Raw genomic sequence first — 25768 nt, forward strand, 5'->3', positions numbered from 1 at the left:
TACTCTAATTAATTTGTTTTAAAAATGTATTGGCATCTTCTAAGCTTCGCGTGCGGCGCATCGGTGGTAAGCTTTTCAAAAATACTTGGCCATATTGGCGTGTAACTAAGCGATTATCGCATATTACAAGTACGCCTTTGTCTTTACTATCTCGAATTAAACGCCCTACACCTTGCTTTAGCGCAATAACAGCCTGCGGTAATTGTATGTGTGAAAAAGGGTCTTTTCCCTGCATTTGGCAATCTTGCATTTTAGCTTGAAGCAATGGATCGTCAGGGGCTGCAAATGGCAATTTGTCTATAATAACACAGCTTAACGTGCTGCCGCGTACATCAACACCTTCCCAAAAAGAAGCCGTGCCCAGTAATACCGCATTACCATGGCGGGTAAATTTCTCTAAAATAATACGCTTAGACATTTGCCCTTGCATATAAACTGGGTAGTCTATTTGTGTAGTTAGCCCTTCGGCCACTAAGTGCATCATTCGATAGCTAGTAAATAGCACAAAACAACGCCCTTGCGCTGACTTTATAAGCTCAAGTGTTAATTTTACAATCGCATGCGGCATATTATCAGCGTGCGATTCGGGTAAGTAACGCGGTAAACACAGCAGCGCCTGATTAGGGTAATCAAATGGGCTATCTACCATCATGCTTTGTTTTGGCTTTAAACCAAGGCTTGCATTAAAATGCTCTAGTTTGTTATCAACCGAAAGTGTTGCAGAAGTGAATACAAATCCTGCGCCCGTGTCTTGCATCATTTGAGCAAACTTAGCTGATACATTCAATGGCGTTATATTAATTGTTAAATAACGGCGCGTTGTTTCATACCAATAACTAAAGCCGGTTTGGGCTGTATCAAAAACCCGCTCTAACTGACCTTTAAACGCAAGTGCACGTTCAAATGGATGCTCAATTTTGTCGCTTCTATCTAGGCAAAGTTTAAGTACTTGGTAAACAAAATCTAAATCACTGATCACACGATGGAGCGCCGCGCAAATTTGTTTATCGCTTAGTTTTTCTCGCCAATCGCCACGACTGCCATCAACACCAAATTGTAATCGTAAATCAGCAACGCTTGTCTCAAGCTTGTTTAAGCTTTTACCAAGTTGCAGCATATCGGGAATTTCAGCTCTATAAATAGCACGTAAATCATTAATTAAATCTACCAACTTTTTAGTGCTTACACTTTCACCAAAATAATCACTAGCAATTTCGCTTAACTGATGGGCTTCATCAAATATATATGCGTCGGCTTTTGGCATAAGTTCAGCAAAGCCACTTTCTTTTACAGCCATATCAGCAAAAAACAAATGGTGATTAATCACAACCACATCGGCATCGGCCGCAGTTAAACGTGCTTTGCGTATATAACAGCTTTGAAAATCTGGACACTCTTTACCTAAACAATTATCGGCTGTTGAATTTACATAAGGCAGTACTTTGGCATCATCTTCTATACCTATACAATCGGCCAAATCGCCCGATTGTGTTTCGCTTGCAAACTTAGCTACCATAGCTAGTTGATGCATTACGTCAGAGTCGTCAGTAGGTACATGTGCAACATGTTGATTAAGTCGGTAGGTGCATAGGTAATTGGCGCGCCCTTTTAATAAGGCGGTTTTTTTTGAAGCACTTAAAGCTTTAACTAGTTGCGGTAAATCTCGGTGATAAAGCTGCTCTTGTAGAGCTTTAGAACCTGTTGATATTATCGTGCGCCCTTTTGACTTAAGTGCAGGGGCTAAATATGCAAATGTTTTACCCGTACCCGTGCCTGCTTCAACAACTAATTGCGAACTGTTTTTTAATGCATCCGCAACAGCTACTGCCATATCAATTTGTGGTTGGCGAGGCGTATACCCATCTAAAGATAACGCTAAAGGCCCGGTTGCACTAAACAGCTGTTTGATAATACCAATCACTTTAAAATAAATAATAGCGGGATTTTACGTAAGCAAAGCATTAAGGGCAAGTAATTACAAAACCCACTTTTACTTTACGAATTAATACGCACTTTAATAGTGAGATTAATCATTCGATTTTACAATACACTGTGTATTTATAACGTGCATTTAATTTAATAATGACAATATTTACAAAGCCTAATTTTCTATTAACTCTTACTAAAAATAATCTTTATTAAAAGCTATATTTAGGCATAAAAACTGTGACTCTGAAATATTACAGGAGTACCATACGCGGGTTTATAATCCTCTTTTTCGTGTGTCGTTAAAAAAATAGTAAGGTTAGCCAATGAATGCTTGGTATCTCATTTGTTTTCTCTCTGCCATTGCAATTTTTATTGCTTTTGCAAACCAATATATCCTCAAAATGCAAACTACAATTGCCATTACTACAGGCTCAGTTGTTATTTCTTTATTATTAATTATTGCCGTTAAATTATTAGGCGATCAAAATGCGTTAGCCATGACCCAAATTGTTTCCAGTATTAACTTTAACGAGTTATTACTCAAAGGTATGCTCGGATTTTTACTTTATGCTGGCGCATTGGAAATTAACCTTATGGCGCTTCGTAAACAGCGCTGGGAAATAACCGCACTAGTGCTATTTTCTACTATTGCTTCCACTTTTATAGTCGGTTATTTAAGTTTTTATCTATTTGCCTTATTTGGCTTTGATGTACCGTTTATATACTGTTTATTATTTGGCGCGCTTATTAGCCCAACCGACCCTATTGCTGTACTTGCTATTATTAAACAAATGCGAGCGCCAGAAGGAATCTCAGTTCAAGTAGAAGGTGAGTCGCTATTTAACGACGGTATTGGTTTAGTAATATTTACGACCATTTTTTCGGTTGCCTTTTATGGCACCGATGCACAATTTGGCGATATAGCAGAACTCTTTTTTGTAGACGCCCTAGGCGGCATTGCGTTTGGTTTGGTTATCGCTTTGGTTGGCCACTTTTTAATTATTAACAGCCGCGATGTAAACATTCGCTTATTGATAACCTTAACTATTCCTACCGCAGGTTTTGCTGCTGCAAATATTTGGGAAATATCAGGCGCACTTGCCATGGTTACGAGCGGCATATTAATGGGTAACATTACTCGTACTAAAGCAACTGAGCGCACGGGGCCTGAAGACACTCGTTACGTAAAAGATTTTTGGCATGCAACCGATAGCTTTTTAAATGCCCTACTGTTTTTAATAATAGGTATGCTAATAGTGACGATGCCAATCACGCTTGGTGAAATTGGCTTAGGCTTACTGATGGTACCTGCAGTATTACTAGCACGCTTTATTAGCGTAGGCGCACCCTTTGTTATCTTTAAACGCTTTAGAAGTTACGATAAACACAGTGTTAAAATTTTAACCTGGGGTGGGCTACGCGGTGGCCTTGCTCTGGCAATGGCGGCAGCAATACCACGCGAGCAAGTTTTTGTAGGCGGCTCTGACCTACATAACCTAATCGTTATTGTTACCTACGTTGTGGTTATATTTTCTATTATTGTACAAGGCTTAACTATTTCGCCGCTTATTCAAAGCAGCATTAAGTCAGCTGAGCAAGCAAAGTAATAAATGCTTTGTGAGCAATCAACTCAGTAACCAAGTTATTATATAAATCACTTGGTTACTGTTACTCACGTGTTACAAAAACACTTTAAAGTTCTATAAATTGTTATCCTTTTTATTTATCTTCTTTGTTTAAATTAATCCGCTTGAAATGCAAATGAAAACAATTATAATTTTGGCTTTTCCTCTGTAGGGCTTTTCAATGTCCAAAAATAATTCTCACGTGTTTTTTAATTTGGTATCTCTGGGCAAACGACAATTTCATTGTTTTTTTGTGCTTTTTATAATGGCTATGGCAAGCTTTAATGTGTCGGCCTCACCTAATGAGCAAACAAAAATAAAACAAATTGCACAGCTTGCAGAGTATGTAGGTGTAGATTACGTGGCAGCTGTTGGAAATGGTGAAATACTAGACCCCGACGAATATCAAGAAATGACAGAGTTTTCGCACGTTATTATTGAGCAAGCTGGACAGCTATCAGGCCAAGCCAATGAGTTTGATACAGTAAAGGCACAAGCTAAAGCACTGCATACAGCGATTGCTAATAAAGCGAGTGTTGCCGATGTACGTGCAGCAAGCTCAGCGCTTCGTGAGTCGCTGCTTACCTTTATGCCACAACTATCGTTACCTTCATCGCTGCTTCCGGTTGAGCAAACTAAAGCGCTTTTTGCTACTAACTGCTCAATGTGTCACGGCCCTAGTGGTCAAGGCGACGGTCCGCTTGCAAAAAATTTATCGCCAGAGCCTACCAACTTTACCGATGAAGAACGCGCAACTAACCGCTCATTAATGGGGTTATTTGACGCTGTAAGTAACGGCATTGACGACACACCTATGGTTGCTTTTACCCAATTTAATGAACAACAACGATGGTCTTTAGCTTTTTATGTAGGTAGCTTGGCATTTAAGGATGTTCAAAAACCACAAAATGTAGAACAAAACATTACCGCTTCACAGATTGTAAACCTAAACCCTGCACAATTATCGGCAGGTCAAAGTGAAGCACAAGCACATTACGTTAAATGGCTTCGTGGTAATCCAGAGCAATTATTTAGCGCTAACAAAAATCCGATAACAGTTACTCGCACGCAATTACTTGCAGCGCAAGCCGCGCATGCTAAAGGCAATTACTCACAAGCAAGTGATTTAGCAATTAGCGCATACTTAGATGGCTTTGAGCTTGTTGAAAACAACTTAAATGCCTACGACGAAACACTGCGTAAAAACATCGAAGTACAACTGATGAACCTGCGCCAAACATTCAAAAACGAAAAAGATACAGCCGTCGTTGCCGAAAAAGTAAATGCGGCACTAACACAACTCGCTAAAGCTGATAGCATGCTAAACGAAACTAAGCTAACTGATGGCGCTCTACTTTCAGCGAGTTTAATAATATTACTGCGAGAAGGCTTAGAGGCACTCTTAGTTATTATTGCTCTTATGACTGTGCTTATTAAAACGAAACGTCAAGATGCGCTTAAATACGTACATATTGGCTGGGTAACAGCACTTATTGCAGGTGGCTTAACATGGGCTGCTGCGCAAACATTAATAGAAATAAGTGGTGCAAGTCGCGAAGTTATGGAAGGTGCTGGTGCATTGTTTGCCGCTGTAATTTTACTGTATGTTGGCGTATGGATGCACAGTAAAACAAGTGCGCAACAATGGCAAAAATATATAAAAGACAATATAGATAAGCGTCTTGAGTCGGGTACATTATGGGGATTAGCGGGGCTTTCTTTTATTGCCGTGTACCGTGAAGTATTCGAAACCGTATTGTTTTATCAGTCTTTATTAACGCAAAGCTCGCCTGCTCAATATTCATCTATTGCATCGGGTTTTGCGATAGCTGTAGCAATACTGGCTATTATTACGTGGGTATTAATTAAGTACTCAATTAAATTACCGGTTGCTAAGTTTTTTGCAATTACCACTTACCTATTATTTGCACTCTCGTTTGTGCTTATGGGCAAAGCCATTATTGCATTACAAGAGGCCGATATAATAGGTATTGCGCCGCTACCAATGAGCTTTGATATAGCATGGCTTGGTATTAAGTCGACATGGCAAGGTATTGTGGCTCAGGTATGTGTGTTCGCTATATTTAGCTTTTATATATTAAAAAGTAAAAGTCAAAACTAATTAGTTCAACAGAAAAAGGGAAGTCTATTTATAGGCTTCCCTTTTATAATTCTAGCAATATACAGTAACTGTAACCTATGCCCATGTATCTAAATGGGAGTTTTCATCATCGTCTACGTTAGACTTTTTTTTACTATTTTGATCATCAAGCATATTGAGCTTTTTCTTTTTTTGTAACTCGCGCCTTTTTTTATTCTCTAGCTCAACTTTTTCAGCGGCCGATCCACTTTGCACACCCGCAATATGAAAAGCACTTTTTGACTCAACTTCTAGTCTGGTTATTCTTCCTAAATAAGGAATCATGATATCCATACACACTTCCTTAGTTTACTGTTAAATTATCTAAACGCTTGGTTTGGCTAATAAACAAACAAATATATGCAAAAATTGCACTTTCCTTCTTAATATTATCGGCAGTTATAAGATATGCTTTAATTAAGCTAAAAAAAACTTGCCATAATATGGCTGTTTATGTTTTTATGAATGCGAAATTTATTTAAACAGATAACAACTGAACGCTACTATAACAACGAGCAGTTAAATAGGATAAAAAATGCGCTTAAACCTGACAACAGTACATCATCACCACCATTCACCGGAATAACCTGTCAGGTCTTTCGCTGAGAGGTTATTCCTAAAAGGAACCTCTGGCGATTCAAAAAACATTGATTCATTTTCGCCCTGAGGTTCCCCTCGGGGTTTTTAGTTTTTAAATTAAAGGAAAATGAACAATGAGTAACACAAATCGTCTACGTATCGCCATCCAAAAAGGCGGCCGCCTATCTAAAGATTGTCAAGATCTGTTAAAACAGTTAGGTGTTAAACTTAACCTTCGTGAACAACGCTTAATTGCACACTCAACTAATATGCCAATTGACGTACTACGTGTGCGCGATGACGATATTCCTGGTTTAGTAATGGACGGTGTATGTGATTTAGGTATTGTTGGCGAAAACGTACTAGTAGAAGTTCAAGCAGAACGTGAACGCCAAGGTGTTCCAAGCGAAGTAAACAAACTTTCAAAACTAGATTTTGGTTACTGTCGTCTTGCACTTGCTTGGCCACAAGAGCTAGGCGCTCGCGATAAGAGCTGGTTTGAAGGCAAACGTATTGCAACTACCTACCCAGAAATTTTAACTCAGTGGTTAAAGCGCGAAGGCATCAACGCAAGTACAGTAATGCTTACTGGCTCTGTTGAAGTAGCACCACGTGCAGGTTTATCTGATGCAATTTGTGATTTAGTATCTACTGGCGCAACACTTGAAGCTAATGGCTTAATTCAAGGTGATACAATTTTAGAATCAAACGCATGTTTAATTCAAAATAAAGATCTGCAAGATGCTGACAAACTAGCACTAATCAATAAGCTTATGCCGCGCCTACGTGGTGTTAGGCAAGCTAAAGAAAGCAAATACATCATGCTACACGCACCAAAAAACAAACTTGATGAAATTTGTGAAATTTTACCTGGTTCTGGTCAACCGACTCTACTTGCCCTTGCGGGTAATGAAGAATACGTAGCACTGCACATGGTAAGCAGCGAAACATTATTTTGGGAAACAATGGAGCAGTTAAAAGCCCTAGGCGCTAACTCTATTTTAGTTATGCCAATTGAAAAAATGATGGAGTAAGTACCATGCTTCGTTGGAATGAGGAATCTTCACAAGTACAAGCAGCGGCGCTAATGCGCCCTGCAGTTTCTGTAAGCGCAAAGGTTGAAGCAATATGCAAAACTATTTTAGCTAATGTAAAAGAGCAAGGCGATGAGGCCTTACTTAGCATGGCCAAAGAGTTTGATAATAGAGCTAACCCACGTTTGCGCGTACCGCTAGATGAAATTAACGCATCTGAGCAAGCACTAAGTGCAGAGCTTAAATACGCAATTGACACCGCTTATGCAAATGTTAAACGTTTTCACGAAGCGCAGTTGCCAAAAGATATTAAATTATCAACCCAACCAGGCGTTGTATGTGAACTGAAATATCAAGCCATCGAAGCAGTCGGTATTTATGTACCCGGTGGCAGTGCTCCACTGCCATCGTCGGTTATTATGCAAGGTGTATTAGCGCAGTTAAGCGGCGCAAAAACCGTTGTACTTGCTACGCCGGTACAAGGTGATAAAGCTATTAACCCTGCTATTTTATATGCAGCTAAGTTATGTGGCATTACTACTTTGATAGAAAGTGGTGGCGCAGGCGCAATTGCAGCAATGGCTTATGGCACCGAATCGGTTCCTAAAGTAAACAAAATTTTTGGCCCAGGTAATAGCTTCGTAACAATGGCTAAACAGCTCGTTGCGCAAACTATCCCAGGTATGGCAATTGATATGCCAGCAGGTCCTTCTGAAGTATTAGTTATTGCAGATGAACGTGCAAACCCAGAATTTATAGCCGCCGATTTACTCTCACAAGCAGAGCACGGCGCAGACTCGCAAGTTATTTTACTATGTAACAGCGAAAGTATTATAGAACAAACTCAGCAGGCACTAACACGCCAGTTAGCTAATTTGAGCCGCAAAGAAACAGCCGAGCAAGCGCTCGCTAATTCTTCACTTATTTTGGTTGATTCAGTTGAGCAAGCATTTGATGTATCGGCGCAATATGGACCAGAGCACTTAATTTTACAACTAGGCGATGCAACACCTTACCTAGATAAAGTTAAAAACGCAGGCTCAGTATTTGTAGGCGATTACACGCCAGAATCTGCAGGCGATTACGCATCGGGTACTAACCACGTGTTACCAACATATGGTTACAGTGCAACTTACTCGAGTTTAAACTTGCTTGATTTTTTCCGTACATACACAGTGCAAACAATTACTAAAAGTGGTTTAACGCAGCTTTCAAAAGCAATTTTACCACTTGCAGATGCAGAAGGCCTTGATGCCCACGCTAATGCGGTTTCAATTCGTTTAGAGGCAATTAAAAATGAGCAATGAGAGCGCACAAGCGTCTAGCTTATTACCTAAGAATATTGCAGCCCTTGCTGCATACAGCTCTGCAAAAAGTGAAAAGCTAACCGGTACTACGTGGCTAAATGCTAACGAAAGCCCGTATGCTAAAAATCTTGAACTGAGTATTGAGGATTTAAATCGCTACCCCGACCCACAACCGCAACTGGTTATTGACCGTTACGCCGCTTATACAGAACTTGAAAGCGAAAATGTATTAATGACGCGCGGCGCAGATGAAGGCATTGAGCTTTTAGTGCGCACATACTGTGAGCCAGCTAAAGATAGTATTGCGCTATTTTTACCAACCTACGGTATGTACAAAGTTACCGCCGATACACACAATGTTAGTATTAACGCGCTTACCCAAGAATTATTATTAAATGGCAGTGCTGACGAAATAGTTGCAGCTGTTGGCAGCTCAAAACTGGTATTTATTTGTAACCCAAATAATCCAACGGGCAGCCTAACACCACTTGATAAAGTAAAAGCGATTGCAACAGCACTTATGGGTAAAGCACTGGTTATTGTTGACGAAGCCTATATAGAGTTTTGCCCAGAGCAAAGCGCCACAAAACTTATTAATGAGTTTAGTAATGTAGTGGTTCTGCGCACGCTTTCTAAAGCCTTTGCGCTAGCAGGGCTCAGAACGGGCTTTACGCTTGCACAAGCAGCAACACTAGCGCCAATTCGTAAAGTCATTGCGCCGTATCCGGTATCAGGTGTTGTAGCAAGTATTGCAGCGCAAGCAATTGCACCCGATGCAATTACTTCAATGCGCCGCCAAGTTACTATCTTAAATAGCTTAAAAGCTAAGTTGGTAGATTGGCTAAACGCCTCCCCTGCTGCATTAAAAATTCTCACTGGTGAAGGTAACTTTGTTACTTTAAAATTAGCCGATAAAAACTACTTTAAAATTGCACTTGAGCAAGGTTTGGTTATGCGCGCTTTTACACTATACGGTGAAGACGACTGGCTACGAATTTCAATTGGCAGTGAACAAGAACTTGAACAAGTAAAAATTTGGTTAGATGGCTTACAAACGCCGGCTACCGCAGCATCTTTAGCAGGAAACGAAGTATCATGAGTAACCCCTATTTATTTATAGACCGCGACGGCACTATTATTGAAGAGCCAATTACCGACAAACAGGTAGATAGCCTTGAAAAGCTAGCATTTTTACCTGGTGTTATTCCTGCGTTATTACAATTACAAGCCGCAGGTTACCGTTTAGTAATGGTGTCTAACCAAGATGGTTTAGGCACAGATAGCTTCCCTATTGCTGATTTTGACATAGCACAAGACAAAATGATGGACATAATGCAAAGCCAAGGCATTAGCTTTGACGAAGTATTAATTTGCCCACACTTTGATGAGCAAAACTGTGATTGCCGTAAACCTAAAACGGGCTTACTTACCGAGCTTATGCGCTCTGGCAAAGTAGACTTAGCGCGCTCTTTTGTTATTGGCGATCGCCAGACCGATATTGGCCTTGCTCAAAACTTATGCTGTGAAGGTATTTTATACGACGGCGATTGGAGTGCGATAGTGACAAAATTGACTACCGCAAACCGCGAAGGTCGTGTTACACGCAACACTAAAGAAACCCAAATTGATGTGGCAATAAACCTAGATCAAACTAAAAATGGCAGCATAGACACCGGACTTGGCTTTTTTGATCACATGCTTGATCAAATTCGCACCCACGCAAACATTGGTTTAAACATTAAAGCCAAAGGCGATTTACACATAGATGAGCACCACCTGGTTGAAGACATTGGTATTGCTCTTGGTGTAGCACTTAAACAAGCCCTAGGCACTAAATCGCAAATTGCACGCTATGGTTTTGCGCTTCCTATGGACGAGTGTAAAGCTGAAGCACAAATTGATTTATCGGGCCGTGCATCATTTGTATTAAACGCTAACTTTAGCCGCGAAAAAGCAGGCGACTTAGACGTACAAATGGTTGAGCACTTTTTCAAAAGCTTAAGTGATAACGCCGCTATTAGCCTTATTTTATCGGTAAGCGACGGTAACTGTCATCACCAAGTAGAAGGCTTATTTAAAGCGTTTTCACGTGCACTTCGTATGGCCGTAGCACAAGACACGACCCAACAAACAGCCAGCTCTAAGGGATGTTTATGATTGCCATAATTAATACCGGTTGCGCCAATATAAATTCAGTACGCTTTGCGTTTGAACGCTTAGGCCAAACGCCAACAGTAATTACTTCACCAGAGCAATTAGCAGGTTTTGAGCGCGCTATATTGCCAGGTGTAGGTCACGCGTCGGTTGCTATGAAACGCCTAGTAGATAACGGCTGGCAACAAGCTATAAATGAATACCAGCGCCCGCTTATGGGTATTTGTTTAGGTATGCAGTTACTGTGCGAAAGCACCGAAGAAGGTAACGTACAGTGCCTAGGTAAAATACCAGGACAAGTAAAAGCGCTTGATGTAGGCAATTTAACGTCGCCGCATATGGGTTGGAATAACTTAAGCGTTAACAAAGAGCATGCATTAACTAAAGGGCTAACGCTTGATGAGCAAGTGTATTTTGTTCACAGCTTTGCGCACACCGTAAACGACGCCACACTAGTGAGCGGCGAATATGGTCAAACCTTTTCAGCCATTGTTGCTAAAGACAATTATGCAGGCATGCAATTTCACCCAGAGCGCAGCGCAAAAGTTGGCGCACGTTTATTACAAAATTTTGTTGATTGGCAGTTATAAGCTGCCCATTAACTAACAAAAAAGAGATTATTTGTGATTATTCCAGCATTAGACGTATTACAAAATCAAATTGTGCGCTTGTACCAAGGTAAATACGACACAGCACAGTTTTACCCTTTCGAACTTGGCGCGCGTTTAAAAGAATACGCCGACAGTGGCGCAGGTAAACTACACCTTGTTGATTTAGAAGGTGCACGCGATCCAAGTAAAAAACAGTGGAAACATATTCAAGCTGCAACCAAAGCACTTAACGTACCGTACCAAGTGGGCGGCGGTATTCGCTCAGAGCAAGATGTAAGTGATTGGCTAAAAGCCGGTGCAAACCAAGTTGTTATTGGTTCAATGGCAGTAGAACAACGCGAACAAGTAAAAGCCTGGATTGAGCAATTTGGCGCAGAGCACTTTGTAATTGCTCTTGATGTAAATAAAACAGCCACGGGCTGGGCACCTGCTACGCACGGTTGGTTAAGTGAATCTGAATTTGGTTTACTTGAGCTGGTAGATTTTTATGTGAGCTTAGGTGTTATCGACTTTTTATGTACGGACATCAGTAAAGACGGCACCATGACGGGCCCATCATTTGAGCTTTACGAAGACCTAACTCGCCACAACAGCACAATTAAAGTGCAAGCCTCAGGTGGCGTAAGCTCACTAGATGACATTAAAAAGCTTAAAGAGCTTGGTGTGGGCGGCGTTATTTTAGGTAAGTCATTGCTTGATGGCGCATTTAGCGTTGAGGAGGCACTGGCATGTTATCAAAACGCATAATCCCGTGTTTAGACGTTAAAGACGGCCAAGTAGTTAAAGGCGTTAAGTTTAAAGGCCATGAAATAGTTGGCGATATTTTAACAATGGCTAAAGCCTACAGCGAAGCCGGTGCCGATGAACTAGTTTTTTACGAGATCAGCGCAAGCGTTGAAAAACGCCTACTCGATGTGAATTGGGTAGAGAGCATTGCACGTAATATCGATATTCCATTTTGTGTAGCGGGCGGTATTAAATCAGTGGCTGATGCAGCGCGTGTACTTGAGCGCGGTGCTGATAAAATAAGCATTAACAGCCCTGCTATTGCGCGTCCTGAACTTATTAAAGAATTACACGATGAGTTTGGTAAGCAATGTGTTGTAGTCGGCATTGATAGCTTTTTTGATGAAATTACCGGCGAGTATTTAGTGTATCAATTAACCGGCGATCCTAACGCATCAAGCCGTACGCGCTATAAAACACAAGAATGGGTTAAACGCGTACAAGACCTAGGCGCAGGCGAAATTGTATTAAACTGTATGAACCAAGATGGCGTTCGTAACGGTTACGACAACGAGCAACTAAGTAAAATTCGCGAGCTGTGTGACATTCCTTTAATCGCCTCTGGCGGTGCGGGTAGTATGCAAGATTTTGTTGATGTATTTAAACAAAGCAAAGTAGATGGTGCATTAGCCGCCAGCGTTTTTCATAAAAATGTGATTAACATTGGCGAACTAAAACAATTTTTAACAGATAACCAAGTGGCAGCAAGATTATGCAAGTAACACAACAAAACCAAGCTCAGGTCGATTTCGCTAAAAGTGACATGATCCCTGCTATTATTCAAGATGCCCGCTCTGGTGTTATTTTAATGCAAGGCTTTATGAACAGCGAAGCACTCGCTGTCACGCTTGATACCAATAAGGTAACGTTTTACTCACGTTCAAAATCGCGTTTATGGACTAAAGGCGAGTCATCAGAGAACTACTTAAACGTAGTATCTGTACATACCGATTGTGACTACGATTCAATTTTAGTACTTGCCAACCCAGAAGGCCCAACGTGCCACTTAGGCACACAAAGCTGTTTTGGTGATGAAGCAAAACCAAGTTTAAGCTTTTTAGCACAGTTAGAAGATGTGATTGTTGCGCGTAAAAACGACGACCCTGAAAAAAGCTACACAGCGTCATTATTTGCAAAAGACTTAAGCCGTAGTTGTCAAAAAGTAGGTGAAGAAGGCGTAGAAGTTGCCCTTGCCGCTATGAAACACGATAACGATGAGCTAACAAACGAATCTGCTGATTTAATTTATCACCTGACAGTATTACTACAACGCCAAGGCTTAGGCTTAGAAGACGTAGTTAAATGCTTGCAAGGTCGCCATAAATAGCATTAGTTGTGACTAACAAAGAGGCTCATATTTATATGGGCCTTTTTATTTTTACAGTAAATCACGTGTGATATAGTGCTTGGCTCAATTAATCGGTTACTGTGAACTATGAAAAACTATATTATTCCTTCTATTGTCGCGTTTATTTTAGCGGGCTGTACCAGCAAAACTAATCAGACTACAACTACAACAACCACTACTACTACAACGAATCAGTCTGTAAAAACCACAGTAACACCCGATGAATGCAGCACCATAAATAACCTTATAAGCAGTTATGAGTCTGGTTTTAATTCAATCAAAACAGATAAAGTAAATAACCAGTTTACTAATCAATGGCGTACTAATACTCATATAATTGGAGCAAACTGTACGGTTACTTTAAATAAGTCAGAGCAAGCAAGCTACCAATGCCAAACACCTGTTAAAACACAAACGCAAACAATAAAGTCTCATCAAAAACTGGCTAAGCAATTACGCCAATGCTTAACCAAAACAGGTTGGTTGGAAAGCCAAAAAGAAACAGCAAGTTCAATTTACAGCACCTTTGTCCTTGATACTAAAACCCCAGTCATTACACTTGCTACTAATCAAGAAGGTATTGGGTTTTCTACTCGCTTTGAAATTGCACCACCGTTAGGACTTTAATATGCGCCAATTAAATCAAAACAAAAAACCATCTAAATTTAAAACTGATTGCCTAGGAATATGCGAAAGGCGCAGCGGTTACTGCACCGGGTGTGGGCGTACCAACGAAGAAATTTTTGATTGGATAATATTATCTGAAGATGAAAAAAAAGCGATTTTAGAAACCCCACGAGTTGATATCACAAATGCGTAATAGAGCTAAAAGCCTCGATACCTCAAGGCTTTATATTAACGTTATGCCTTATCGAGCGCTTGGCTTACATCGGCAATTATGTCAGCAATGTTTTCAATACCGACTGACAAACGGATTAAATCGCGACTTACGCCCGCATTAGCAAGCTCTTCATCATTTAATTGGCGGTGTGTGGTTGACGCAGGATGGCACGCAAGCGACTTGGCATCGCCAATATTAACTAAGCGTAAAATCATGTTTAGCGCATCAATAAAACGAGTACCCGCTTCTAGGCCACCAGCAATACCAAAGCTTAAAATACCCGATGCTTTACCACTAGTAATTTTTTGGCTCATTTCGTTATACGGGCTTGATTTAAGCCCTGCGTAATTAACCCAAAGCACTTTTGGATGATTTTCTAAATACTCAGCTAGCTGCTGTGCATTTTCGCAGTGGCGATCCATTCTTAAACCTAAGGTTTCAAGGCCGATTAAAATGTCAGATGCGTTTTTAGGCGCAAGCGCTGCGCCAGTATTTCTAAGTGGCACTACTCTACAACGTCCAATAAATGCAGCTTCAGCAAAAGCTTCGGTATAAACCACATTGTGATACGACGGATCGGGCTCGTTCATCATTGCAAAGCGCGTGGCATTCGCTTTCCAATCAAATTTACCTGAGTCGACAATCATGCCTCCAATGGCTGTACCGTGCCCGTTTATATACTTTGTAAGTGAGTGAACCACTATATCGGCGCCCAGCTCAAATGGGCGGCATAAATACGGCGTAGCCACGGTATTATCAACAATAAGCGGCACACCTTTGCTGTGTGCAATACGTGCTAAACGTTCAATATCAACAATATTACCTGCAGGATTACCAATAGATTCACAAAAAACAGCGCGGGTGTTGTCGTCAATTGCATTCTCGAACGCGGTAAAGTCATCGGCTTTAATCATGCGTGCTTCAATACCTTGCCTAGGTAGTGTATGAGCAAATAAGTTATACGTGCCACCATATACTTGGCTGGTGCTTACAATATTAGTACCGACTTCACACAAACATTGAATAGCATACGTAATAGCAGCCATCCCAGAGGCAACAGCCAGCCCACCAATGCCCCCTTCCATCGCTGCAATACGTTGTTCAAGTACGGCATTGGTTGGGTTCATTATGCGGGTATAAATATTCCCAGGTACTTTTAAATCGAATAAATCAGCACCATGCTGCGTATTATCAAATGTATAAGAAGAAGTGTGATAAATAGGCACGGCTGCCGATTTGGTCGTAGCCTCAGATTCGTAACCGTGGTGCAGTGCTAATGACTCTAATTTCATAATTATTTCCTTCAATTAATTTACCACTAAGCTAGCACTTCTTGGTTATAAAATGCACATGAAATATATTAAAGGATGTTGAGGTAGTGTTGAGGCTGCTTGATTTAAGTTAAAGGCAGATAAGAGCGATAACCGGTCATTGAGGTTGGCTAAATATCGTCGCTAATTGATTTGTTGAACTAAGCCGCTACGCGGAGATCCTATTCTGACCATTTGAGCCACACTTACCTTGGGGTTATCCCATAACTTGGAGGTAAGTCATGAATACACTCATTGAACAAGTCAAAACTGAAATAGCCTACCGTGGTTATTAACAAAGTACATGTAAAAGCTACTGTGAACATTTACTAAAACTCAGTCATTATTTTAATAAACCGCTCGATTCGATTACTGATGAGGAACTTAACGCCTTTTTTAACGATCCTGCGATTCGTAAACTTTCTAGAGCAAGCCAAAAAATACAGATAAACAGTATTTGGTTCTTGTTTAAGAATATTTTACATCGGCCACTTAACTTAGATATTGTACTGCCAAAAGTAAAACTTCGCGCACCCACGTATTTATCGCGCGATGACATGCGACGGCTTATAGAAAGTTGCACCGATATGCGCTTAAAAACATTGATAGTGGTGTCTTATGGATGTGGTTTGCGTATTGGCGAACTGCTACGCATTAAAGTGCAAGACATCGATGGACAGCGTAAAACCATTTTAATTGAACATGGTAAAGGAGATAAGTCACGCTATGTTGTTGTATCAGATAGCGTGCTAAATCAATTACGTCGCTATTGGAAAATGTATCACCCAACAGGCTGGATGTTTTATTCACGATGGTTAATGGATAAACCCATGTCACCCTCAAGCTTCAGAAAGGCATTGAGAAAACATGCACAAGCGTGTGGCTTAAAGCACTGTAACCCACATGCTTTACGCCATGCTTATGCAACACACCAACTTGAATCAGGTATGCCACTTCATCAACTGCAACATTAGCTTGGTCACAGTGATATTAAAACCACACAAAGTTACTTACATTGGTTACCAGAGTTAGGTCATGGCGGCATTGATTTGCTTGCGAGCTGGAGTAAACAATGAGCGCTTTACACCTCGCTGATATTTTAAACTCGAATCTTGAGAATTATCGCCAGCATCATACGATGAGCTATCAACAACTGCGTGTCTGTCAGCACCTTCAATCATGCAGAACAGGTCAGCTCGGTTACCAAGCATGGCAATGTGATAACTGTGGTGAGTCACAAAAGATTGGATGTAGCTGTCGAGACCGTCATTGTCCGCGTTGCCAAGGCATGGCTACGGCTAAGTGGGTGCAAAGGCAGCAAGAGGATTTATTACCGTGTCGGTATTTCCACCTTGTTTTTACGCTCCCCCATGAGTTGAATATCATTGCGCACTATAACCCAAACGCGCTGTACCAGTGTTTATTTAAAGCCGCATGGCAAACGCTGAACAAATTTGCGAAACGAAAGAGGCATGGCCAGTTAGGTATGACAAGCGTACTGCATACATGGGGGCAAAACTTAAGTCAGCATATTCACCTGCATTGATTGATACCCGCAGGCGCGCTTGATAAAACGCACTGGCATGAAATAGAAAAAGGCTATTTATACCCCGTTAAAGCATTATCAACAGTGTTTAGAGGGAAAATGCTCGCAGCGCTCAATGAATGCGATAGTTCATTCGCGAAAGTAAGCACACCAACCAAATGGTGTGTTTATAGCAAAGCCTGTTTAACGTACAGTGAAAATTTAGTTAGCTACCTTGCTCGCTATACCCGAAAAGGCGTAATGTCAGAATCACGTTTAGTGAGAGCAAATAAACAGACTGTGAGTTTTAAATACCGAGATTATGCAGATAAGAACCGCGATAAAGCAATGACACTGAGCTGTGATGAATTTTTACGGCGTTACTTACAACATGTATTGCCGAAAGGGTTTATGCGCATTCGTCACTATGGTTTTTTAGCTAATGCATGTCGCAAGCGAAAGTTAGCATTAATAAGGTCACAAGAATCACACATAGGTAAAGTGGAGAAGCTAAAGACAGAAAACGTAACACTGATACCGCATTGGCCTTGCCAGCATTGTAAGGCAGGTATCTTGCGACTAATTGGCGTATTCAAGTTATATGAAACAACGACCAAAGTAGAGCGAACGAGTTAGCAGCTAGTTAGCTGCTTAAAATCAATTAGTTAACCTGCTTAACTGCTCAGGCTAGCGGCCTCTGTACGTGTAAAAAATATAATTGCTTATTAAGGCAAATTTAGGTGTAATGAATACATAATAAGCGCTGAGCAATGCAGGGAAAGCTTACATAGCACTAGCTAAGCTGACTAAATCAGCTAGGAAAGTGAGAGCCTCCAAAAAGCAAATTCCCATAGCATAAACAACACCAACTCTGACACACCGAGCAGGTAGCGGCTCAGTCCAACAAGCGATTATGCAACACAAACAGCGTGTCGCATAAATACTAAAATGTTAAATTTCAAAGGGAAATCAGGTGCAGCACGATACTGAGAAATATAGACGGATTTTTGAAGGGATGTCTCCCGAAGAAATTGAGGAGATGAATCGCCTGAATGATGAGGAACATCAAAGGCAAGCTGAGGCGTTCAGAGCCGGCTATGAAAAAGATATTTGCTATCTCTGTAACAAACCTTTTAAGACCATTAGCAAAAGCAACCCTTGCTTACACTGGCTATTACGGCAATGTAAATTTAAGAAAAAAGACTTTCCAAAAATTTACGAAAAATACGGCTATGGAAATATAGCTGCGTATATTCGATGGTGTGCGAACCAAGATCGTTTTCTTTCGAATATCAATGACCTTGAAGACGAGAAGTCAGATAGAAAAGTTTTATCCTATACCGTTAAATGGAAAAATGTTGAATGGACGTTTGACTGCTCCAAAAATGACTTTCAAGGTCATCAAGGAACATCCATTGATTATCCTCATTACCACTTTCAAATGAGAATTGATGGTAGACAATTCATCAACTTCAATGATTTTCATGTTCCATTCACTGATCACGACCTTTTTATATTGAAAAATATTATGGAGCAAGGTGATTGGTTCGAACAGAATTTCGGGGCAATTGGTTCAGGTATGCAGGATGCTGTAAGTGTCGAGCTAGAAGATATACTTGAGCATACTAGTCGTTCAGATAATGAAGACGAGGCTACTTATCATTTTTCAACAATGATTGATGCAAGTGACAACCCTATTTCTGGTGAAGAAATATACGAAATACAAAAAGAAGCTGAACGAACAGGTAAATCTTTCGCTTTTGTAGCGCAGAAGCGGTTAAAGGAGCGAGCAAAGGTACAAACGGTTATCAGCCCTGCAGATTCGATTCCGGACATTGCCTCTAGAACCGAGCACAAGAGAAGATGAAATTTAACAAGCGCATTTTGTCGGACTGGTTTTCCGCTGTGCTCCAAACCATCCGCAAATGCGGGCATTACCAATATCCGATCATGGCACTTACCAGTCATAAATAAACCACCCAAACATCAATAAAAAAGGCGCTTCCTTTACGGTAAGCGCCCTTCTCTTATCCCACTAATTACTTATTTTACGATTGTCATTTCGTCTAACAAGTTTTGTGCATTATCTACTTTATCCATTACCCACAGCATGTAGCGTGAATCAACATGGATTGAGCGATTAAGCTCAGGGTTGTAATCCCAGTCACCAATAATACTTTCGTAAACACCGTCGAACAGTAAGCCTACAAGCTCTGCTTTACCGTTAAGTGTTGGCGAACCTGAGTTACCACCGGTAGTGTCTACATTTGATAAAAAGTTAACGGGTACTGTATTCATGCCGCCCGTGTAATCACCGTAAAGCTTGGCTTTAATTTGCTCTTGTAACTTTTTGGGTGCATTAAATGGTTCAACATCGGTGTTTTTAGCGAGTAATCCTTCAAGCGATGTAAACGGTGTTGCTACCAAGCCATCTTGAGGTGAGTAGCCGCCTACGGTGCCATAGGTTACTCGTAGTGTGCTGTTGGCATCGGCGTATACAGGTTTGTTTTTAGCTTTGTTAAACGCAATGATTGCGCTCATTAGCTCTGGGCGAGCTGCTTGTAATTTACCTGCAAGTGCTTTTGATTTATCTTCCTCTGCTTTCATTACTTTAAATATTGCTTTAGCGTACTGCACAAATGGGTCTTGGCTTTGATTTAGCTGGCTAAACGATTGTTCAAATAATGAATTGCGAACAGTGGCATTATCGAGTCTTGACTGTTCATACATGCTATCAAGTAACGCGCTTTGGGTTGCTTTATCAAACCCATTTTGTACTTTAAATACGTTATCAACGTCGCTAAAACGCTCTTCTTTTGGAAGTGCTGCATACAGCTCTAAAAAGTGCAGTAAAATAGCTTTATCTACTTTGCTATCATAACGGCGCGTCATGCGCTCAAGCCCTGCTTTAATGCGAGGTAAGTCACGTTCTTGATAACCAGATTCACGTTCGCTATTTGGCTTTTGTTTTTCGTAAGCTAGGCGGTATAAACGTCGTGCTGTACTGATCATCTGTGAGCGATGTACATAACCTAACATTCGGTCGCGTTCACTGTGCTCTTGTGATTGTGCAATTAGCTCAGATAGCTCACCTAATACGCTTCCGTATTGCTCTTTACGCTCACCATCGCTATTGATCCATTGTGTTAGGTCTTGCTCAAACTGTTTTTTGCGCTCAAGCATAGTGCCTTTTTTGAAGCTTTCGATCATCGAACCATAGTTTTTAATATAGTTGTTATAACCTGCAATGGTGCTTTCGTAAGCAATACGCGCTTTACTGCCGTCTTCTGAGTTTTCTTCAATAAGCGACACGTATTTTGAGTTATGAACGCGGGCTTTAGGGTAGCTGTCGTTAAATACATTATCTACCTCTGTTGCAATGCGGTATCGGTTAGTACGCCCTGGGTAGCCTGTAACCATTACAAAGTCGCCTTCTTGCACGCCTTTGGCACTTACCTTTAGGTAAGAGTCTGGTACGTAAGGTACGTTGTCTTCGCTGTATTCTGCTGGTTTACCATCTTTGCCTACATAAGCACGGTAAAAACCAAAGTCGCCAGTATGGCGCGGCCACATCCAGTTATCTATATCGCCACCGTAGTTACCTACGCCCATAGCCGGTGCATAAGATAAACGTACGTCTTTAATTTCAAGTGACTTAATTAGGTAAAACTCTAAGCCACCATGAAACGAATACACGTTACAACGATAGCTTTCGTCGGCTTCACACTGGGCTACTAGCGCTTTTTCGTTTTTTACTATTGCGTCGTAGCGTGCTTTACCGCTTAGTTCTTCAATACCTTTACTAACTTTGTCAGTCACATTAGTAACTGTTTCTGTGACGTATACGCGTGAACCCGGCGTTGCTGGTAAATCCTCAGCAGGACTTTTAGCTAAAAAGCCATTTTCTAAAATGTTGTTTTCAGGTGTTGAATTGTATTGCACCGAGCCATAAACACAGTGATGGTTTGACACAACTAAACCCTTAGGCGATACAAACGATGCTGTACAGCCACCTAGGCTAATTACCGCATTCATTGGGAATTCGGTTAATTTAGAAATAGATTCAACATCAATTTCAAGCCCTTTGGCTTTTAAAATTGATTCTAACTCTGGAAGTTGGTGTGGTTGCCACATGCCTTCGTCGGCTATGGCACTACTTGAAAGTGATAAAGAAAATGTGGCTACTAATGTAGCTACAAGAGGTTTTAAACGCATTATAGAATCCTTTTTATTTGTTTCTATAACAGGTTACTCGTCAGTAGCTAATGAGGTCAATAGCCGTGCAATGAATTGTTACAATCGAGTGTTAAATCTTACTTTTTATCAAAATTCATCGAAAAATCAAGAAACTGTTTTGCTGGTATTGGTTTGCTAAAGTAAAAACCTTGCATAAAATCACAGTCTAATTTGTTCAATAAAGTAAGCTGCTCTTTTGTTTCTACGCCTTCGGCTACCACTGTCAGCCCTAAACTGTGCGACATGGCAATAATTGCCTTTACGAGATTACAATCTTCATTGTTTAGTACAATACCGTCAATAAAACTTCTATCTATTTTGAGTACATTAAAAGGGTATTCTCTCAAATAACTTAACGATGAATAACCTGTACCAAAGTCATCCATTGATAAGTTAATGCCTAATGCTGTTATTTCAGTCAGTATATCAACAACATTAGTGTGGCAACTCATCAGCACTCCCTCAGTTATTTCAAGCTCTAAATTTTCGGGATTTACGTTTGCTTCACTCAATGAGTTTTGAATAAAACTGAGCAGCCCTACGTCCCTAAATTGGCGAGGAGATAAGTTAACAGCCATGGTGTATTGCTGTGTGCGTTTACAAGTACTTTGCCATGTGTTTAAAAAATCTAATGCTTGGCTAATTACAAACTTGCCAATGGGTACAATTAATCCTGTATTTTCGGCAATAGGTATAAACTCATCGGGTGTTACATTACCTAGCACAGGGTTATGCCAGCGTAATAACGCTTCTGCACCAATGATGTGTTTATTTTTGGCGTCAAATTGGGGCTGGTAGAATAACTCGAATTCATTACGTTCAAGGGCGCCACGCATCTGCTCTTCTATTACGAGTCGGCGCTGAATAATTACATTCATCTTTTTAGTAAAAAATGAATAAGTATTACGACCATATGATTTTGCTTGATACATTGCAGTGTCAGCATTTCGTAATAAATCAGCAACGGTTGTACCATTTTCTGGGTATATGGCTACACCAATACTCGCTGTTAGTATGTGTTCCCGGCCCTCTATTTTAAAAGGGGCTCTAAAGTTATTGACCAGTTTTTCAGTAATTTTTAGCGCTGCATGGTGATCAGTTATACCTCGCAGTAATACGATAAACTCATCTCCACCTAGGCGCCCTACCGTGTCGTCTTTACGCAATGCCTCTTGCAGCCTTTGCGCTGATTCAATTAAAAGTTTGTCTCCTGTTTCATGGCCTAATGAATCATTTATTTTTTTAAAGTCATCTAAATCCAAAAACAGTACCGCTGCTTTTTCGTTATTTCTTTGTGCTTCAATAAGTAATTGCGACAAACGATCAAGTGCTAAAAAACGATTTGGAAGTAAAGTTAGACTATCGTAATACGCTTGATGTCTAATTAGTTCATCTGATTTATGCTGTTCTGTAATATCTCGAATAATAACCATTAACTGGTTATGTTCTGTTATTTTATTTATTCTTGCTTCAAAAAAAACGAGCCCATGGGGCAAAGCTAGCTCGTATTTAAAGCTCATCATCTGCTCTTTTTCTAATACAAGGCTGATATAGGTTTCAAATTTTTCGGCTAGATCGCGCGGGAGTACATCACCCATTTTTTTACCAATAAATTGCTTTGGCTTGGTGTAGAGATCGGTCTCATTACTGGCATGATACTCAATAATAGTTCCATCATTTTCCATCAAGAAAAATAAGTCAGGAATTGCCTCAAAAATAGTTTTTAGCATATCCTCATTAAATGATGCATCTGCTTGTGCCTTTTTAACCTCAGATAAGTCAATATCAATGCAGTACATTTGTTTTGTATTATATTGATTTGTAAACATAACATGGCTAGAAAAAACAGATACACTTTCGCCATCTTTACCTTTTAGGGTAATTTCGGATGCTGGAATTTCTATGTCTTTTTCTACCCAATCACTGTGTGCGTCAATTACAAATTCACACATTGATTCTGGAATTATAAGGTCTTCTATTTTTTGCCCTATGGCTTCTTCTTTTGTGTACCCGTAAAGTCGCTCACTGCCTTCATTCCAATAAATAACACGACGTTCATTGTCATAACCTTGAACAGAAATTACATTTACCGCATCAAATAACTGATGCAAATAGTCGTTAATTACAAATTGGTTGGTTAAGTCTGAAGCAACGTCGTCTAATTTCATTTTGAGGCTATATCCATAAGTAATTTTATTTAGTAATAAAAAACACCAAATAATAATTAAATTTAATTTTAATATTAAATTTCCATGTACATTATATACGCCATTATACAAAACAAAAAAAGAGCCGAAGCTCTTTTTTAATAATTGTTAACTTTATTTAAACTCTATAAAAACTGAATTTATTTTTTTGTCACATCATTTGGATGTTCCACACCAATCCATGCTTTGAAAAGCGCTTTTTGCTGTGGCGTTGCCTCTTTATCAGCAACTACTTTTTTAGGCTTATCGAAATCTTCTGATAATACTAATGTTAAGCTTTCAAGTGCATCGCGACGAAGATAGTCAACGGTTACTTTGTCGCCTGCCTTAAACGTTTCTAGGCTGGTTTTTAAATCTTTACCTACGTGATGTTTGTTTATAGCGACAATTTTATCATCGGTAGTTAAACCCGCTTTCCACGCACTGCCACCACGGCGTACATAACTTAACGTCAGTAATTCACCCGTATTTTTGGCGGTAGCATCAATACTTGCAAGTGCTTTTGCTTTTTCAGGACGCTCAAACTTTAAACCTACTTTAGTAAGTAAATCGTCAAAGTTAATACTTGCAGGCGACTCTACATTTTCTTGCCACCAGCTTGAATAATCACGTCCTGTTAAATCTTTTAAGATATTAAGTACATCTGTATCTGTAAATCCAGCGGGCATTTTATGATTGTTATAAAGTGCTTTGTGTACGTCTCGGTAGCTTATTTTACCTTGGCTTTTTTCTAGTAAGTCGATATCTAAAGCAAGTGAAAGTAACGAACCTTCTGAATAAATATTGGTGCTGTAGTTACGTGCATGATCGCCACCTTGATTAATCCATTTATCAAAGCTTGTTTCGCTTGCGCTTTGCACTTCACGGCCCGGTGTTTGCAAATGACGGTTAATTGTTTTACTCATCACTTTAAAAAATTCATCCGTTGTTTGAATGCCTGAGCGCACTAATAAATGATCTTCAAAGTAACTTGTTGAACCCTCTGCAATCCAAAGCAGTTTAGAGTAATTCATATTAGTGTAATCGTATGGCACTAAACCTTGAGGGCGGTATGCTTTAACATTCCACGTATGAACAAACTCATGCGCAGCGGTGCTAATAAAACCTAGGTAATCTTCGCGGCTACCAAATCGGTCACGTGGTCGTTGAATAATTGTTGAGTTTAAATGCTCTGTTGCACCACCCGCACCTGATGTTGCATGCACCATAAATACATAACGCTCATACGGATAGCCATCCCAAATTACATTACCCGTGGCAACTAATTTTTTAAGATCGGTAAGCATTTGCTCTACATCGTAGTTACCATCGCCCCATATAACTAACTCGTATTCACGCCCTTCTACTTCAAATGTGTGTAGTTGGTTAATACCCGTTTCGATTGGTGAATCAACAAGTACGTCGTAATCGGCTGCTTTAAATGAATTTTTGCCTTTTAAATTATCCATACCCGATACAGAACGCCACTTTTTAGGCACGTCTAAATTAACGGTTACAGGCTCTTGGCGAAACGAGTCACTAAACATAAAAAAGCCTGACGCATCTATAAATGCATGGCTGTCGTCAATGTGGCGAGCACGTTTACCAAGCTCATTTGCATACACCTGGTAGTCAACATTAACTTCTGTAGGTTCATTAAGATGTACACGCCATGTACTGTGATCTATTTTTTCCCATTTTAGTTCTTTGCCATCTTCATCTTTGGCTTTGAAGTAGCGAATACCATTTGCTAGGTTTAACATTTCGTAGCGACCCGTGCGCCACGCAGGAAGTTTTATATCAAGGTGTGCTTGCGCTGTTTTTGGAAACTCAACACTTACATCACCTAAATGATGCTGTGGTTGCGAGATTTCTAAAGAATAATTTACATCGGCAAATACAGGTGCAGAACATGCAGCTAAAATTGAAAGGGCTAATAACTTTTTCATAGAGACTCTTAGTGGAAACTTAATTGCTTACAAGACTAACAAGCCCCTATTTAAAAGTGAATTAAATACGATAAATGACCCTATATACGAGTTTATAAGTAGTAGCTTATTAAAATTTCTAAGTTTTTTACTAGGGCGTGTTGATCTTTGTGGTATGAAAAACAAACAGCATGAAGATAAGGTATAATTGAATTCGCCAGAAAACTTT

The 25768-nt window shown here is 40.2% G+C and carries 22 protein-coding genes and 1 pseudogene; 17 read left to right on the forward strand and 6 right to left on the reverse strand.

Going from position 1 to position 25768, the window contains the following annotated elements; all coding sequences use genetic code 11:
* Positions 1–4: 4 nt before the first annotated feature.
* A complete protein-coding gene (locus tag I6E69_RS09915; RefSeq protein ID WP_002960248.1) occupies positions 5–1921 on the reverse strand; it encodes an ATP-dependent DNA helicase in 1917 nt (638 codons plus the stop codon).
* 331 nt (positions 1922–2252) lie between these two features.
* Here I6E69_RS09915 and I6E69_RS09920 point away from each other — a divergent pair, with 331 nt between their 5' ends.
* Positions 2253–3536, forward strand: a complete 1284-nt coding sequence (locus I6E69_RS09920) for a sodium:proton antiporter (RefSeq protein ID WP_024597348.1) — start codon at positions 2253–2255, stop codon at positions 3534–3536.
* 283 nt (positions 3537–3819) lie between these two features.
* Positions 3820–5676: a cytochrome c/FTR1 family iron permease gene (locus tag I6E69_RS09925; protein WP_197121182.1), complete on the forward strand. Its 1857-nt coding sequence runs from the start codon at positions 3820–3822 to the stop codon at positions 5674–5676.
* A gap of 75 nt (positions 5677–5751) precedes the next feature.
* Here I6E69_RS09925 and I6E69_RS09930 read toward each other — a convergent pair whose 3' ends face one another.
* Positions 5752–5988, reverse strand: a complete 237-nt coding sequence (locus I6E69_RS09930) for a hypothetical protein (RefSeq protein WP_149603697.1) — start codon at positions 5986–5988, stop codon at positions 5752–5754.
* Between the two features lie 419 nt (positions 5989–6407).
* On the opposite strand from I6E69_RS09930, the gene hisG reads away from it, so the two are divergent.
* The 10 genes from hisG to I6E69_RS09980 all read left to right on the forward strand — a co-directional run bounded on the left by hisG (position 6408) and on the right by I6E69_RS09980 (position 14333).
* Positions 6408–7307 carry an ATP phosphoribosyltransferase gene (hisG, locus tag I6E69_RS09935; protein ID WP_002960257.1) on the forward strand — a complete coding sequence of 300 codons (900 nt, stop codon included), beginning with the start codon at positions 6408–6410 and terminating at the stop codon, positions 7305–7307.
* 5 nt (positions 7308–7312) lie between these two features.
* Entirely contained in the window at positions 7313–8614 is a 1302-nt protein-coding gene (gene hisD, locus I6E69_RS09940) for a histidinol dehydrogenase (RefSeq protein WP_024597350.1), read from the forward strand.
* Entirely contained in the window at positions 8604–9713 is a 1110-nt protein-coding gene (hisC, locus tag I6E69_RS09945; protein ID WP_149603695.1) for a histidinol-phosphate transaminase, read from the forward strand. The genes hisD and hisC overlap by 11 nt, the downstream gene beginning before the upstream one ends.
* Positions 9710–10771 (forward strand): bifunctional histidinol-phosphatase/imidazoleglycerol-phosphate dehydratase HisB, encoded by a 1062-nt coding sequence (gene hisB / locus I6E69_RS09950; RefSeq protein ID WP_197121172.1) that lies wholly within the window; start codon positions 9710–9712, stop codon positions 10769–10771. The genes hisC and hisB overlap by 4 nt, the downstream gene beginning before the upstream one ends.
* Positions 10768–11358 carry an imidazole glycerol phosphate synthase subunit HisH gene (hisH, locus tag I6E69_RS09955; protein WP_002960265.1) on the forward strand — a complete coding sequence of 197 codons (591 nt, stop codon included), beginning with the start codon at positions 10768–10770 and terminating at the stop codon, positions 11356–11358. Before hisB ends, hisH begins: the two co-directional genes overlap by 4 nt.
* A 33-nt stretch (positions 11359–11391) precedes the next feature.
* Positions 11392–12126: a 1-(5-phosphoribosyl)-5-[(5-phosphoribosylamino)methylideneamino] imidazole-4-carboxamide isomerase gene (locus tag I6E69_RS09960; protein ID WP_197121173.1), complete on the forward strand. Its 735-nt coding sequence runs from the start codon at positions 11392–11394 to the stop codon at positions 12124–12126.
* On the forward strand, positions 12108–12887 hold the full coding sequence (gene hisF, locus I6E69_RS09965) for an imidazole glycerol phosphate synthase subunit HisF (RefSeq protein ID WP_002960269.1): 780 nt from the start codon (positions 12108–12110) through the stop codon (positions 12885–12887). Before I6E69_RS09960 ends, hisF begins: the two co-directional genes overlap by 19 nt.
* The gene (gene hisIE / locus I6E69_RS09970; RefSeq protein ID WP_002960271.1) at positions 12878–13492 is read left to right on the forward strand and encodes a bifunctional phosphoribosyl-AMP cyclohydrolase/phosphoribosyl-ATP diphosphatase HisIE; all 615 of its coding nucleotides are present in this window, start codon (positions 12878–12880) and stop codon (positions 13490–13492) included. Before hisF ends, hisIE begins: the two co-directional genes overlap by 10 nt.
* 108 nt (positions 13493–13600) lie before the next feature.
* Complete coding sequence (locus tag I6E69_RS09975) at positions 13601–14140, forward strand: hypothetical protein (RefSeq protein ID WP_197121174.1); 540 nt, start codon at positions 13601–13603, stop codon at positions 14138–14140.
* Between the two features lies 1 nt (position 14141).
* On the forward strand, positions 14142–14333 hold the full coding sequence (locus tag I6E69_RS09980) for a DUF1289 domain-containing protein (RefSeq protein WP_197121175.1): 192 nt from the start codon (positions 14142–14144) through the stop codon (positions 14331–14333).
* 41 nt (positions 14334–14374) lie between these two features.
* On the opposite strand, the gene I6E69_RS09985 is transcribed toward I6E69_RS09980, so the two are convergent.
* On the reverse strand, positions 14375–15646 hold the full coding sequence (locus tag I6E69_RS09985) for an O-acetylhomoserine aminocarboxypropyltransferase/cysteine synthase family protein (protein ID WP_197121176.1): 1272 nt from the start codon (positions 15644–15646) through the stop codon (positions 14375–14377).
* Positions 15647–15975: 329 nt separating this feature from the next.
* On the opposite strand from I6E69_RS09985, the pseudogene I6E69_RS20775 reads away from it, so the two are divergent.
* The 5 genes and pseudogenes from I6E69_RS20775 to I6E69_RS10005 all read left to right on the forward strand — a co-directional run.
* Positions 15976–16146 (forward strand): annotated as a pseudogene (locus tag I6E69_RS20775) (phage integrase N-terminal SAM-like domain-containing protein); the annotation flags it as partial.
* Positions 16129–16638 (forward strand): tyrosine-type recombinase/integrase, encoded by a 510-nt coding sequence (locus I6E69_RS09995; RefSeq protein WP_231619745.1) that lies wholly within the window; start codon positions 16129–16131, stop codon positions 16636–16638. The pseudogene I6E69_RS20775 and the gene I6E69_RS09995, both read left to right, overlap by 18 nt.
* 98 nt (positions 16639–16736) lie before the next feature.
* Entirely contained in the window at positions 16737–17210 is a 474-nt protein-coding gene (locus tag I6E69_RS20645; RefSeq protein ID WP_231619746.1) for a transposase zinc-binding domain-containing protein, read from the forward strand.
* On the forward strand, positions 17211–17825 hold the full coding sequence (locus I6E69_RS20650; protein WP_231619747.1) for a transposase: 615 nt from the start codon (positions 17211–17213) through the stop codon (positions 17823–17825).
* 337 nt (positions 17826–18162) lie between these two features.
* Entirely contained in the window at positions 18163–19056 is an 894-nt protein-coding gene (locus I6E69_RS10005; RefSeq protein ID WP_121954846.1) for a hypothetical protein, read from the forward strand.
* 176 nt (positions 19057–19232) lie between these two features.
* On the opposite strand, the gene I6E69_RS10010 is transcribed toward I6E69_RS10005, so the two are convergent.
* The 3 genes from I6E69_RS10010 to I6E69_RS10020 form a co-directional block, all read right to left on the reverse strand.
* Entirely contained in the window at positions 19233–21404 is a 2172-nt protein-coding gene (locus I6E69_RS10010; RefSeq protein WP_197121177.1) for a S46 family peptidase, read from the reverse strand.
* Between the two features lie 98 nt (positions 21405–21502).
* Positions 21503–23593, reverse strand: a complete 2091-nt coding sequence (locus tag I6E69_RS10015; RefSeq protein ID WP_197121178.1) for a bifunctional diguanylate cyclase/phosphodiesterase — start codon at positions 23591–23593, stop codon at positions 21503–21505.
* 179 nt (positions 23594–23772) lie between these two features.
* On the reverse strand, positions 23773–25560 hold the full coding sequence (locus I6E69_RS10020; RefSeq protein ID WP_182193851.1) for a M61 family metallopeptidase: 1788 nt from the start codon (positions 25558–25560) through the stop codon (positions 23773–23775).
* Positions 25561–25768 lie beyond the last annotated feature (208 nt).

It is taken from the genome of Pseudoalteromonas sp. NZS100, assembly GCF_015864815.1.
GTDB classification, from domain to species: Bacteria; Pseudomonadota; Gammaproteobacteria; order Enterobacterales; family Alteromonadaceae; genus Pseudoalteromonas; species Pseudoalteromonas distincta.